Below are 13083 nucleotides of genomic sequence, written 5' to 3' on the forward strand. Positions count from 1 at the left end.
CCCGGCAAACTCCTACGCACCCGCATCCTCGGCGGAGTGATCAACGAGTACCGATATGCGGCTTGACCAGCAGCGATGACTTCCCAAGCGGCACAGGTTGGTGGAGTAGCGGTAGTTCTTGCTGGAGGCGGCCACGGCCCGGTCGCGGGTGGGGACCAGCGTGCCGTCCACGATGAGCACGGTCCCCTTGCGGAACCGCTTGCGCTGCTGGAGGGCGAGAGCCGGCCCGAGATGGTCGACGATCCGGTCGGCCGCCGACTTCGAGACGCCGAACAGCGGGGCGAGCTGGCGCAGGGTGAGGTTGGTGCGCCAGTACGCGGTCACCAGCAGCACCCGGTCCTCCAACAGCAGCGACCACGGCCGGCCCTTGCGGACCGGATCGGCTCCCTCACGCCGCAACGCGGTGATCAGCTTGTTGAACTGCCGCGGGCTCAGCCCGGTGAACGGACCTGTCCAAGAGGGCTCCGACGCCGTGATCACACCAGCCACGACAAGATCATCCCACCTCTGACCAGCAGTTACGGGACAACCTCTACCGAGCCGAAATGACCGTCCGCTTCACCATCCGGGAGCAGATCACCGGCGTCACGGACCGGCCTGCCACGGCCTGAGCACCGGCCCCACCACACCTCGACACACCATCAAACGCCCACACACCCAACAACCTGACAACGTCGTATGCACCCATCTGGCCTGCCGTGATGGCGGGGCATCTGGAATGCGGTGAGGATGGTGGGGGGCTGCCGTTCACGTCGGCCAAGCCCTTGCGACCGCCCCTGAAGGAGCCCTGTATGTCTGAACGTAACACCGCCATCCGCAGTCTGCACGATCTTGGTCTGGCCGCCTGGTTCGGAGGCTCGCTGATGGGAGCGATCGGCCTGAACGGTGCGGCCCAGGACGAAGGGAGCACGGAGACGACGCGGGACCGGATCGCGTCATCGGGCTGGGGTAAGTGGGCGCCGGTCAATGCGGCCGCAATCGGCGCACACCTGTTCGGCGGCGGCGGGCTGCTTGCCGTGAACGCGCACCGGGTCGCCACCCAGCAGGGCGTGGCCGCCTCCACCACAGCCAAGACCGTCGTCACTGCTGCGGCTTTGGCCGCCACCGCCTGGGCCCGCGTCTTGGGTAAGAAGGTCGAGCTGGCCTCCTCCACGGATCCTGATGACGCCGAAAAGGCGCACAAGCATCCGATCGACGTGGACAAGGCACGGCGGCAGCTGGCCGCCGCTCAGTGGGCGGTGCCGGCCCTGACCGGGTGCCTGGTGGTGCTCAACGCCCTGCACGGCGAACAGCAGCGTCCGAGCGAGCAGATCCCCGGCATGTGGGAGCGGGCCCGCTCCGTTGCCCATCTGATGGACTGACGCCGCCTCGTGCGGCGGATCGGCTATGACCGCAGGCCGCAGCCGCCAGGCCTGTGTGCGCATGGTGTTGCTGTGATATGTCTGCGACGGCTGGGGGCACACGGGGAGGGCTATGGCGGACCGGACAGCCGGGCCTGCCTTCACGCTTGAATCAGGGAGCTGCCATGTCCACACACGCACGTGCCGCGCGCACTGCCCGAACCCCGGTACAGCAGGCCGCCCTGGTCGTGGGCGCGGTCTTCCTCCTGGTCGGTGTCCTCGGCTTCATCCCGGGCATCACCACGAACTACGACACCATGGAGTTCGCCGCGCACCACTCCGAGGCCAAGCTGCTGGGCCTTTTCCAGGTGTCCATCCTGCACAACCTCGTGCATCTCGCCTTCGGCGTCGCCGGACTGGCTCTGTCGCGCACCGCAGCTCAAGCACGGCTCTACCTCCTCGCCGGCGGCGCCATCTATCTGGTCCTGTGGCTGTACGGGCTGATCATCGACCACGACAGCGCCGCGAACTTCGTCCCCGTCAATACCGCCGACAACTGGCTGCACCTGCTGCTGGGCCTGGGAATGATCGCGCTCGGTGCCCTGCTCACCCGCGGACGGAGTGCGACACGGACTACCGTGTGACCGGCACAGGGAGCTGCCCACTGAAGTGCGGCAACAGGCGGTGGCGGTCGCCGGGCCGCCACCGGCCGTCGGTAGGGGCTATGCGGGCGGTGATGCGGTCCCCTGTCACCGCGCTCTGCGTCTTCCCGTGGCCAGTGCTAAGGCGTCGTCTCATTTGGCGAGTCTGCGGTGGCAGATGAGAGTGCAGGCGATGGCGCTGAAGGCCAGGAAGTGTTCGGCCTTGCGTTCGTAGCGGCGATGCAGGCGACGGCAGCCGGCCAGCCAGGACATGGTGCGCTCAATGGTCCAGCGGTGTCGGCCCAGCCGGGTGGAGGACTCGATGCCCTTGCGGGCGATGCGGTGCCGGATGCCTCGCTTGCGCAGCCATCGTCGCAGGTCGTCATAGTCATAACCCTTGTCGCCGTGGAGCTTGGCGGGCCTGCGCCGACGCGGGCCGCGCCGGGAGCGGATCGGCGGGATGCCGCGGACGAGAGGCTTGAGGGCCTGGCTGTCATGGAGGTTCGCGCCGGAGATCCCGATCGTGAGGGGCAGACCGGTCCTCTCGGTGATCAAGTGGATTTTCGAGCCCTTCTTGCCCCGGTCCACAGGATTCGGACCCGTCAGGTCCCCCCTTTCAGGGCCCGCATGTTCACCGAGTCGATCGCGCACCGCGACCAGTCCGGCTCCCCGCGCGCGCCCAGCTCGTCCAGAACCAGACGGTGCAGCTTCGCCCAGACCCGGGCGGCACTCCACTCGGTGAAACGCCGGTGCGCGGTCGGCCCCGACGGACCGAAGACCGGCGGCAACTGCCGCCACGTGCAGCCGGAGGTGGCCACGAAGACGATCGCCGCCAGCACCTCACGGTCACCGTAACGACGCCGCCCACCGCCCTGCGGGCGCGTCGGCGCGGGCGGCACCACCCGCTGAAACAACTCCCACAACCCGTCCGGGACCAGCCGCTCCACGATCGTCATACCTCAAAATTACGAACCCAAATGAGACGACGTCTAAGAGGGTCTGTCAAACGAGCGGTATAACCAGGTTGGTTGGGGTTACTGGTGGGCCGCCGTCAGGCGGCCGTCGAAGGTGATGTCGAAGGCGTTCAGTGCGGTCTTCCAGCGCATGGTCCAGCGGGCCTGGCCCTTGCCCGTGGGGTCGAGAGACATGATGGCCATGTAGACGCACTTCAGGGCGGCCTGCTCGTTGGGGAAGTGGCCGCGGGCCTTGACCGCCCGCCGGATGCGGGCGTTCACCGACTCGATTGCGTTGGTGGTGCAGACGATGCGGCGGATCTCGGTGTCGAACCGCAGGAAGGGGGTGAACTCCTCCCAGGCGTTCTCCCACAGCTTCACGATCGCCGGATACTTCCGGCCCCAGGCGTCGGCGAACTCTGCGAACCGCTCCAGGGCGGCTTCCTCGGCCGGCGCCGTGTAGACGGGCTTGAGGAGGCGGGCGATCTTGTCCCAGTCCTGGCGGGCGGCATAGCGGAAGGAGTTCCGCAGCAGGTGCACCACGCAGGTCTGCACGATGGTGCGGGGCCAGACCGTCTCCACCGCCTCGGGCAGGCCCTTGAGCCCGTCGCAGACCAGCATGAGGACGTCGTTCACGCCGCGGTTCTTGATCTCGGTGAGGATGTGCAGCCAGTGCCTGGCTCCCTCGCCGCCGTCGCCGGCCCACAGCCCCAGGATCTCCCGCCGGCCCTCGGTAGTGACGGCCAAGGCGACATAGATGAGCCGGTTGGCGACCGCGCCGTCGCGGATCTTCACGTGGATGGCGTCGATGAAGACGACCGGATAGACCGGGTCGAGGGGGCGGCTCTGCCATTCGGCCATGCCCTCGAGGACTTTGTCGGTGATGGTGGAGATGGTCTGGCGGGAGACGTCGGCCCCATAGACCTCGGCCAGGTGGGCCTGGACCTCGCCGGTGGTCAGGCCCTTGGCGGCCAGCGAGATGACCATCTCGTCGACCCCGGTCAGGCGCTTCTGCCGCTTTTTGACGATCTTCGGTTCGAAGGAGCCGTCGCGGTCGCGGGGCACGGTTATCTCCACCGGGCCGACGTCGGTCAGCACGGTCTTGGAGCGTTTGCCGTTGCGGGAGTTGCCGCCGTTCTTGCCCGCCGGATCGTGCTTGTCATAGCCGAGGTGGTCGGTGATCTCGCCTTCCAGGGCGGACTCCAGCAGCCGCTTGGTCAGCTGTTGCAGCAGCCCGCCCTCGCCGGTCAGCTGCAGGCCCTCGGCCTGGGCCCGGCTCACCAGCTCGTCGATCAGCTGGTCGTCCGCGGCCTTCGCCGATACAGCCGGTGCCGACTCGACAGCGTCCTGCTCGGCCACGTTCTCACTGGTCATCGATGCATCCTCCATGATCGGGAGTTACACCGAACGATTTACAGTCCCCACCGGTACCCGGTCGAGGTCACCTTTCCTTGCGTGTGGCCGTACTTACGCCTTCCGCTGTGGTTCCGCGAGGTGGGGGAGCTGATGCTCGAGCGTGGGATCGTCGTCTCCCGCGAGACGGTGCGCCGCTGGTGTGCCACGTTCGCGCAGCGGTACGCAGGCGCGCTGCGCCGTCGACAGCTTTGCCCTGGTGACACGGACCCTGGACGCCGTCGACGAGACGACGCTCACCCAGACGCTGGGTGTGGTCATCCGAACTGCGAGGTCCCTGTCATCGTCCACCGTTTGGCCATCGTGCGGCACGCCGACCGGATCGTCGTCCCTGAGGATGGCCGCTCGGTGGCCTCGGGCCGGCATGACGAACTTTCCGTCACCAGCCCGGTGTACCGCGAACTGGCCGCCACGCACGTCCTGCACCCGCAGAGCGACGGAAGCTGATCCACCGAGCCGACGGGCTGCCTCGGCAACCGGCTCGCGCGGTCATTTCCCCGGGGCCGTGCCGAGGCACCGGCGTACCGCCGCGTCGCACCGCTCCACCGCCGCCCGCGGGTCGAGCGCGTACGTGCCGTCGCCGAACAGCTCGAACGTCATCCAGCCGTCGTAGCCGTGCCGTTCGAGGGCCCGCAGGTAGTCGGGGAGCGGAAGCTCGCCGTCGCCCCACGCCAGGTGTCCCATGGGGCGGCCGTCGATCAGGTGCACATGGTGGATTCGGTCGCCGAGCACGGCGAAGGCGTCGTCGACTGTTTCGCCGGCCACGGCCATCGTCACCGTGTCGAGCACCGCTCCCAGATGGCCGGCGCCGATCTCGTCGAGCATCGCCGCCAGCGTGGGCGAGTCGTTGACCAGGTTCGACTCGACACGCTGGAGCGGTTCGAGGACGCACGTCACGCCCAGTGTGTCCGCGTAGGCGGCGATGTCACCGATCGCGTCGACCGACCGGCGCCAGGCGGCGTCCACGGGCTCGTCCTCACTGCCCCGGCCGGGTGTCAGCAGCAGTTTCTCGGCGCCGAGTTCGACGCAGAGCTCGGCCGCCCGGTGGAACAGGGCGATGCTCTGCGCGCGCAGCCAGCCGACCGGAGAGGCCACGTTGACCGGGTACACCACCTGCTCGGGCGTGAGGCAGTACGCCGAGAGGCCACGCCTCTCGATACGGCGGCGCAGGTCGCGTGCCTCCGCGTCGCCGACCTGCGGAATGTGCAGGTGCGGGGCGATGCCCCAGAGTTCCAGCTTCTCGCGGCCCAGGGCGACCGCGTCGTCTAGGAATGTGTCGAACGGCAGATGCTGGTAGGCGAAATTGGATCCGGTCAGCCGCGGGGGGCGGGCGATCGGCATGGGGTTCTCCATTCTTGCCGGGGGCGTTCACTTGCCGATGCCGTCGGCCAGGCCCTTGACGATGTAGCGCTGGCCGAAGAGGAACAGGAGCACGACGGGGACCGCGGCGATCACCATGCCGGCGAACACGACGGGAAAATCCGTGCCGTGCTTGCTCATCAGGCTCGTCAGGCCGACCGGCAGGGTCTGCACGTCATTGCTGTTGGTGAACACCATGGCGAACAGGTACTCGTTCCACGCGAAGAGCACATGCAGCAGGACGGTGGACGTGATGATGGGCTTGCACATCGGCAGGACGATCCGCCAGAACGCGGTCCAGCGGCCGGCACCGTCGATCTGTGCCGCCTCGTCCACCTCGCGCGGCAGGTCGATCATGTAGGCGCGGATGAGGAAGGTGGTGAAGGGGATGCGGAAGGCCGTGTAGAGGATGAGCAGTGCCCAGAAGCTGTTGTACAGGCCGATCGTCTGGAACATGCGCACTAGCGGGACCAGGGCGACGGTCGGGGTGAGCATGAGGCCGCCCAGGATGACGGCGGTGAGCACCTTGTTGAGCGGGATGTCCACCCGCGTCAGTCCGTACGCCGCCCAGGCGCTGATGAAGACGGTCGCCACCGTGGACGTCACCGTGACCAGGACGCTGGTCACGAGGTAGTTGCTGACGCCGCGGTTCCATGCGTCGCGGTAGTTGTCGAAGCTCAGATCGGTGGGGAGCGCGAAGGGGTTGCCGAAGAGTTCGGCGTTGGTCTTGAAGCCGTTCAGGACCATCCACAGCAGCGGATAGAGCACCACGACCGCGAGACTCAGCAGGAAGGCCCACATGAACAGGCGCGCGATGACGCCGAGGAAGCCGAGACGGCTCACCATTCCACCCTTCTTCTCCGGGTGAACCACAGCTGTGCCATCGCGATCGTGAGGGTGATCACGAAGATGACGGTGCCGATGGCCGCGGCGTGGCCGAAGTCGTTGCGTACGAATCCGTTGCGGTACAGCCACGTGCCGAGCACGTGGGTCGAGTTGTCTGGTCCGCCGCTGGTCATCACCATGACCTCGTTGAACACTTGGAAGGCGCCCGACACGGTGACCAGGAGCATGAGTCCGGTCATCTCCCGTACGAGCGGGAGCGTCACCCGGAAGAAGCGGCGGACGGGTCCGGCGCCGTCCAGGGCGGCCGCTTCGTGGAGCTCTGCGGGGATGCGCTGGATGGCGACGGCGAACAGCAGCGTCGAGTAGCCGAAGCCCTGCCACTGGCTCATCGCGATGACCGCCGTCATGGCGGTGCTCTCCTGGCCCAGCCAAGCGTGGTCGAACGTGCCGGGCGCGACCGCCTCCAGGGCGTGGTTGAGCAGGCCGAGGTTGGGCTCGTAGATGAAGTAGAAGAGCAGTCCCGCGACGGTCAGTGAGATCGCGGAGGGGATGAAGTAGATCGTCCGGAGGGCGCGCTGCCACCGCGTACTGCGGATGCTCTCGACGAGTGCGGCGAGCAGGAGGGCACCGAAGACCTGGAAGACGACCGACAGCAGGGCGTACCAGAGGTTGTTGGTGAAGGAGGTCCAGAAGATCGGGTCGGCGAACAGGTCGCGGTAGTTGTCCAGACCGACGAACTGCTGGCTGCCGCTGTAGATGTCCCAGGTCAGCGTGGAGTAACCGAAGTTCTGGACGAGCGGGAGGTAGACGAAGACCGCGAGCAGGACGAGGGCCGGTACGGTCCACGCGAGCCCGACTGCTCTTTGGTACAGAGTGCGCACCGGATTGATTTCCCTTCAGCCCGCGTCGGTCACTTGGCGGAGTCGGAGGCCCGGCGCACGCTGTCCATGACCTGCTCGGGCGACTTGCTGCCGCTGATGAGGGCCTCGCCACCGGCCAGCCATGCGTCGGCGACCTCCGGCGCGGTGACCATGTCCAGCCAGCCGGCGAGCCGTGGGGCCTTGTTGACCAGGTCGATCCCCTTCTGGACGGCCTTGCTGGACGTCTGCGGCGTCACCGCGCCGACCACGGTGCTCGGCTGGCCGTAGGGCGGAGCGGACAGGGTTTTCGCGTGGGCGGTGCTCGTCACGAACTTCATGAAATCGACGGCGAGAGCCGCGCGTGGAGACCGGGCGTTGACGAAGTATCCCTCGGGTGCGCCCTCGACGGCCTTGGGGTCCCCCTTGGCCTCGGCGGCGGCGGGCAGCGGGAAGATGCCCAGATTTCCGGGCTTGAGCATGCCGCCGGAGGTGGTGTTGTCGAATTCCAGGATCTCCTGGTAGTACATGGCGGCCCTGCCCTGCCCGAACGCCTCCTGTGCCGAGGTGTAGAGGACACCGTTGGTGCCGCGTCCGGTGTCGGTGCAGGCGGACACCAGGGTCTTGAACTGCTTGAGGGCGAGCAGGTAGCCCGGGTCGTCCCAGGTGGCGGTCTTCGGGTCGTAGTCGGCCTCGCGGACGTCGGTCGGCACGTTGTGGGCGAAGAGCTGCTGGAGGTAGTGCAGGGCGGGCCAGCCGTCCTTGTTTCCGAAGGCGATGGGCTCGTAGCCGGCCTCGCGCAGGTCCGGGCAGGCGGCGGTCAGCTCTTCGAAGGTTTTCGGCACGTCGACGCCGGCCTTGTCGAAGGCAGACTTGTTGTAGCCCATGAACTTGCCGTTGTTGTACAGCGGGACGCCGTAGTAGCGGCCGTCGTGGGCGAACGCCGACAGCGCCGACTCACCGAAGGTCCTGCCCCATGTGGTGCCGGGGCCGATCACCTTGGTGAGGTCCGCCGCGCGGCCTCCGCGGATGAAGTTCTCCGCCCAGTTGCCCGTCCAGGTGAAGTAGATGTCGGGCAGGGCGTCCGACGCGGTGAGCGTCTTGGTCTTGTCCTTGATGCTCTGGTCGGTCTCCTGGATCAGCTCGACGTTCACCTTCGGGTGCTTGCGCTCGTACGCGGCGGCGAGGTCCTCGAAGTAGGGCTCCAGGGGCTCGCCCGCGAACTTGGTGAGGATGCTCAGGGTGCCGGAGTGCTCCGGCTTCGCGGTCACGTCGGCCGCGGGACCCTTTGCCGGTCCGGCGAAGCAGCCGGTGAGGACGAGTGCCGAGGCCCCGAGGAGTGCCGCGGACCGTGTCAGTGCACGTGCGCGCATGGGCGTCCTTTCGTCGATGGGAGGGCCCGCCGAAGGCGCGGGCGCGTGGGATCCGCTGCGGGGTGTCCGGGGGACGGCCGCTGGCGTGCGGCGACTGTACAGAGATTCTGATACCGGTACCAGAGTCGAAGAGAAGATCTTTTTCGGAAAGGCGCGGGGGCGAGTCGTCGCGCGGCCGATTTCTTCACTGGGATCAAGCAAAAGACCAGGCCAATGCAGGTGTTCGAGCAGGCCGCGCACGGCGGACAGCTCACGGCTGTTGACGCCGCCGGTGCGCTGTGTCAGCGTGTGGCCCGCGTGATACCGGTATCAGGTCGCTCAGCGCCGCCGGCCGCACCCGTTCCCGAAAGGACGCGAAGATGCTCGGATTCGACGAGCCGGAATTCCTCTCCCAGCTGGCGAGCACGGTGGCCCTACGCCCCCGGATCGAGGAACTCGCCGACCGTCTCACGAATGACGGCTTCGACAACCTCTTCCTCGTCGGCGCCGGCGGCACCTACGCCCAGATGTGGCCGTACGAACAGCTCGCCCGCCGCACCTCGACGCTGCCCGTCCACGCCGTCATCGCGGCGGAGCTGGTCACCGGGGCGGAGGCGACGCTCGGCGAGCGCTCGGTCGCCGTCTTCACCTCGGTGTCGGGCACCACCGAGGACAGCCTCCGGGCCATCGAGTACTGCAAGGCAAAGGGGGTTCGCACCGTCGGGTTCACGGGCCACGCCGGGTCCCCCGTCGCCCGGAGCGTGGACGTGGCCCTCGTCTCCGAACCGAAGGCCTGGCCCTTCGACCCGCAGATGCTGCTGCTCATGGGACGGCTGCTCGCGCGCCGGGGCGAGTTCGAAGGGTACGAGAAGCTCGCCGACGAACTCGCCGGACTGCCCGGCCTCCTGCTCGACGTGGCACGGCAGGCCGAACCGACCGCCGCCGCCTTCGCCGAGGCCCACAAGGACACGGACTACCACTTCCTGGTCGGCGGCGGAAACCTGTGGGGGTTCACCTACCTGTACTCCATGTGCATCCTCGAGGAGATGCAGTGGCTGCGCACCACCCGCGTGCACAGCGCTGAGTTCTTCCACGGCTCCCTGGAACTCCTCGAAGAGGACACGAGCGTGCTCGTGTTCCAGGGCGAGGACGAGACCCGCGCCCTCACCGACCGGGTCGAGGCCTTCGCCAAGCGCATCTCCCGTGACGTGACCGTCTTTGACACCCGCGACTACCCGCTGCCCGGCATCAGCCCGGAGTTCCGCGGCCTGCTCGCACCGCTGGTGCTCGACACCGTCATGGGCCGGGTCAGCAAGCACCTGGAGCGGGTGCGCGGACACTCGCTCGACCTGCGCCGCTACTACCGCGTCATGGACTACTGAGACACGCGGCCGGCCGCTGCCGCACCGGGAACGACTCCGGCGGCAGCGGTCGGCCGACCCGGCGCGGCACCCCCGTCCCGCCCGAGGACTGCGGCGCACGGCCACCGTCTCACTCACACACGATCCGCAGTCCGCAGTTCGCACCCGCCGCCCGGCACCGAGTCCGGTGCCGGGCGCCCGTCCGTGCCCCCGCCCCGTGGCGTGCCGGGCCAGTGCACAGGAGGTACCCATGAGAGTCCTCGGCTTCGGCGACAACATCGTCGACCGGTTCGTCGACCGCAGCATCGACTACCCGGGCGGTAACAGCGTGAACGTGGCCGTCTACGCCAGACGCCTGGGTCTGGAGGCGGCGTACCTCGGAGTGTTCGGCGACGACGCCCTCGGCCGCTTCCTGCGCGAGGCCATCGCGGACACCGGGGTGGCCGTCGACCACTGCGCCGTGCGCAACGGTGAGAGCGGCGTGTCCACCCTCCGGGTCGACTCCGGCGACCGTGTCTTCCTCGGCTGGAACGGAGGCGGCGTCACCGTGCGCGAGCCGCTGGTCCTCGACCGCGGTCTGCTCGCCTACGTGTCCTCCTTCGACCTGGTGCACTCCAGCGTGTACTCGGGCAGCGAGGGCGAACTGCCCAAGCTCGCCGGTCTCGACACGCTCACGACCTTCGACCTGTCCAGTGAGGAGGAGTACCGCACGCCCGGCTACCTTGACCGGGTCTGCCCGTACGCCGACCTCGTGCTGCTGTCCTGCTCCCACCTGGACGAGACGGCTACCCGCGACCTGCTGGCCGAGGCGGTGCGGCGCGGCGCCGGACTCGCCCTCGCCACCCGGGGCGCCGAGGGCGCCATCGCCCACGACGGCCGTACGACCGTAGCGGCGCCTGCCCGCCCCCTGGACAACGGGGCACCCCTTATCGACACGATGGGCTGCGGTGACGCCTTTCTCGCCGGTTTCGTGGTCTCGCTGCTGCGCGCGGGATGGCGGAGACCGACCCCGCCCGACCGCCACCAGCTGGAACGCGCGCTGCACGACGGCGCGGACGCCGCCCACGACCAGTGCTTCACCGAGGCGGCATTCGGCCGTGGCCGGCTCACCGGCTGTGTCTAGCATGTGGACAGCCGTCGATCACGAGAAGCGAGGTACCGAGCGATGCCAGGAGAGCGGCCCCGCCCATCGGCGTCCCCGACGATCTCCGAGGTGGCCGCGGAGGCCGGTGTCGGCCGGGCGACCGCCGCCCGCACGCTCGGCGGATACGGATACGTCAGTCCGGAGCTGAAGGAGCGGGTGCTCGCCGCGGCCGAGAAGCTCGGCTATCGCGCGAACGCGCTGGCCCGCAGTATGTCGACAGGGGTGACCCACACCCTCGGGGTCATCGTCGCGGACATCGGCAACCCGTTCTTCGCGGGTGTCGTACGCGGCATCTGCGACACCTCGCGTGCCCGCGGATTCGACACGCTGGTCGTCAGTACGTACGAGAGGCTCGATGAGGAGGTGGCGGCGGCCAACGTCCTCATCGACAAGCGCGTCGACGGCATGATCGTCGCGTCGGCGGCGGTCGACCGCTCCTCGGTGGGCCATATCCGCACGGCCCTCGACCGCGGAATCCCGGTGGTCCTCGTCGACCGCGCGGTGCCCTCGCTCGATCTGGACGCCGTCGTCATCGACAACCGGGACGCGGCGCGCGAGGCGGTGGAGAAGCTGATCGCGGCCGGTCACCGGCGCATCGGATTCGTCTGGGGCCCACCGGTGGACAAGGCTCCAGCGACCCGCCGGGGACTGATCGCCGCCGCGTCCCGCAATCTGTGGACCGACGGGGAGCGCCTGCGCGGATACCTCGACGCACTCGACGACGCGGGCATCCCCTTCGACCCCGAACTGGTGATGGTCGGGCCGAAGGTGGAGGAGCGGGCGGCCCGGGAGGTTGCCCGAATGCTCGACCTCCCCGACCGTGTCACCGCGTTGTTCTGCACCGAGACCGACGGCGTCACCGGTGCGCTGCGGGCCATCCGCGCACGGGGGTTGTCGTGCCCCGGTGATGTATCCCTGATCGGGTTCGACGACAGCGCCTGGGCCGCGGTCATGGTGCCGCCGCTGACCATGATCGAGCAGCCGGTGCACCGGCTCGGGTCCACGGCCGCCGAGGTGCTGCTCGACGTCCTCGCGGGAGCCGAACCCCGCCGGGAGATGCACACCCTGCGCACCCGTCTTGTGGACCGTTCGTCGGTGGCGGCGCCGCCCGGCCGGACGTGAGGGCTCAGTGGGGCGCTGTCACGTTGGCTGATCGGGTGGAATCATTTTCTGGTTGGTCGTGCTGGGAGGGGCGTCTGTGGACAGCTCACCGCCGTCGTACAAGGGGCACCGGTACCCGGTCGAGGTGATCGCGCACTGCGTGTGGCTGTACTTCCGCTTCCCGCTCAGCTTCCGCGAGGTCGAGGAGCTGATGCTCGAGCGCGGCGTGATGGTGTCCCACGAGACGATCCGCCACTGGTGCGCGAAGTTCGGGTCGCCCTACGCAGGCGCGCTGCGCCGCCGGCGGCCTCGGCCTGGGGACAAGTGGCACTTGGACGAGGTCTTCATCAAGATCAACGGACGGTTGCAGTACCTGTGGCGGACGGTCGACCAGGACGGCGCCGTCCTGGACATCCCGGTGCAGAAACGCCGGGACAAGGCCGCGGCCAGGCGCTTCTTCCGCAGACTTCCGAAGAGGACCGGCGCAGTGCCGCGGGTGATCGTCACCGACAAGCTCCGCTCCTACGGCGCCACCCACCGAGAGGTCATGCCCTGCGTCGAACACCGGCAGTCGAAGTATCTGAACAACCGGGTGGAGAACAGCCATCAGCCCACCAGGCGACGCGAGCGGGCGATGAAAGGCTTCCGCTCGGTGGGCGGAGCACAGCGGTTCCTCTCCGTGTTCAGCGGCATCTCACCCCACTTCCGGCCCCGCC

Annotated in this window: 13 protein-coding genes and 2 pseudogenes; 8 read left to right on the top strand and 7 right to left on the bottom strand. The window is 68.3% G+C overall.

Annotation, left to right across the window (positions count from 1 at the left end; all coding sequences use genetic code 11):
• Positions 1–96: 96 nt before the first annotated feature.
• A pseudogene (locus AB0A94_RS37885) lies at positions 97–489 on the bottom strand (transposase family protein); the annotation flags it as partial.
• A gap of 302 nt (positions 490–791) precedes the next feature.
• On the opposite strand from AB0A94_RS37885, the gene AB0A94_RS37890 reads away from it, so the two are divergent.
• The gene (locus AB0A94_RS37890; RefSeq protein ID WP_361751479.1) at positions 792–1361 is read left to right on the top strand and encodes a hypothetical protein; all 570 of its coding nucleotides are present in this window, start codon (positions 792–794) and stop codon (positions 1359–1361) included.
• Between the two features lie 164 nt (positions 1362–1525).
• Entirely contained in the window at positions 1526–1984 is a 459-nt protein-coding gene (locus AB0A94_RS37895) for a DUF4383 domain-containing protein (RefSeq protein ID WP_361751481.1), read from the top strand.
• Positions 1985–2134: 150 nt separating this feature from the next.
• Here the strand turns inward: AB0A94_RS37895 and AB0A94_RS37900 are convergent.
• A protein-coding gene (locus tag AB0A94_RS37900) for an IS5 family transposase (protein ID WP_361751483.1) occupies positions 2135–2937 on the bottom strand; the annotation gives its coding sequence in 2 pieces (ribosomal slippage) (positions 2135–2593 and positions 2596–2937; 801 coding nt in all).
• 78 nt (positions 2938–3015) lie between these two features.
• Complete coding sequence (locus tag AB0A94_RS37905; RefSeq protein ID WP_361751485.1) at positions 3016–4308, bottom strand: IS256 family transposase; 1293 nt, start codon at positions 4306–4308, stop codon at positions 3016–3018.
• 36 nt (positions 4309–4344) lie between these two features.
• Here AB0A94_RS37905 and AB0A94_RS37910 point away from each other — a divergent pair.
• Together AB0A94_RS37910 and AB0A94_RS37915 are read left to right on the top strand one after the other, a co-directional pair.
• Positions 4345–4488 (top strand): annotated as a pseudogene (locus AB0A94_RS37910) (IS6 family transposase); the annotation flags it as partial.
• Positions 4489–4641: 153 nt separating this feature from the next.
• Positions 4642–4794 carry a hypothetical protein gene (locus tag AB0A94_RS37915; protein WP_361751502.1) on the top strand — a complete coding sequence of 51 codons (153 nt, stop codon included), beginning with the start codon at positions 4642–4644 and terminating at the stop codon, positions 4792–4794.
• A 42-nt stretch (positions 4795–4836) separates the two neighbouring features.
• On the opposite strand, the gene AB0A94_RS37920 is transcribed toward AB0A94_RS37915, so the two are convergent.
• From AB0A94_RS37920 to AB0A94_RS37935, 4 genes are read right to left on the bottom strand one after another with little or no spacing between them, the layout of a single operon-like run.
• Positions 4837–5688 carry a sugar phosphate isomerase/epimerase family protein gene (locus AB0A94_RS37920; RefSeq protein ID WP_361751487.1) on the bottom strand — a complete coding sequence of 284 codons (852 nt, stop codon included), beginning with the start codon at positions 5686–5688 and terminating at the stop codon, positions 4837–4839.
• 27 nt (positions 5689–5715) lie between these two features.
• Positions 5716–6552 carry a carbohydrate ABC transporter permease gene (locus AB0A94_RS37925; protein WP_361751488.1) on the bottom strand — a complete coding sequence of 279 codons (837 nt, stop codon included), beginning with the start codon at positions 6550–6552 and terminating at the stop codon, positions 5716–5718.
• Entirely contained in the window at positions 6546–7433 is an 888-nt protein-coding gene (locus tag AB0A94_RS37930) for a sugar ABC transporter permease (RefSeq protein WP_361751490.1), read from the bottom strand. The genes AB0A94_RS37925 and AB0A94_RS37930 overlap by 7 nt, the downstream gene beginning before the upstream one ends.
• A gap of 29 nt (positions 7434–7462) precedes the next feature.
• Positions 7463–8782: an ABC transporter substrate-binding protein gene (locus AB0A94_RS37935; RefSeq protein ID WP_361751492.1), complete on the bottom strand. Its 1320-nt coding sequence runs from the start codon at positions 8780–8782 to the stop codon at positions 7463–7465.
• Positions 8783–9141: 359 nt separating this feature from the next.
• Here AB0A94_RS37935 and AB0A94_RS37940 point away from each other — a divergent pair, with 359 nt between their 5' ends.
• The 4 genes from AB0A94_RS37940 to AB0A94_RS37955 form a co-directional block, all read left to right on the top strand.
• Positions 9142–10143, top strand: coding sequence for an SIS domain-containing protein (locus tag AB0A94_RS37940; RefSeq protein ID WP_361751494.1), 1002 nt, complete (start codon positions 9142–9144; stop codon positions 10141–10143).
• A gap of 229 nt (positions 10144–10372) precedes the next feature.
• The gene (locus tag AB0A94_RS37945; protein WP_361751496.1) at positions 10373–11245 is read left to right on the top strand and encodes a PfkB family carbohydrate kinase; all 873 of its coding nucleotides are present in this window, start codon (positions 10373–10375) and stop codon (positions 11243–11245) included.
• Positions 11246–11335: 90 nt separating this feature from the next.
• Complete coding sequence (locus tag AB0A94_RS37950; RefSeq protein WP_361751498.1) at positions 11336–12388, top strand: LacI family DNA-binding transcriptional regulator; 1053 nt, start codon at positions 11336–11338, stop codon at positions 12386–12388.
• A 52-nt stretch (positions 12389–12440) separates the two neighbouring features.
• The coding region (locus AB0A94_RS37955) for an IS6 family transposase (protein ID WP_361751500.1) at positions 12441–13083 on the top strand (643 nt) is incomplete at its 3' end.

This window comes from Streptomyces sp. NPDC044984 (assembly GCF_040646935.1).
GTDB lineage: Bacteria > Actinomycetota > Actinomycetes > Streptomycetales > Streptomycetaceae > Streptomyces.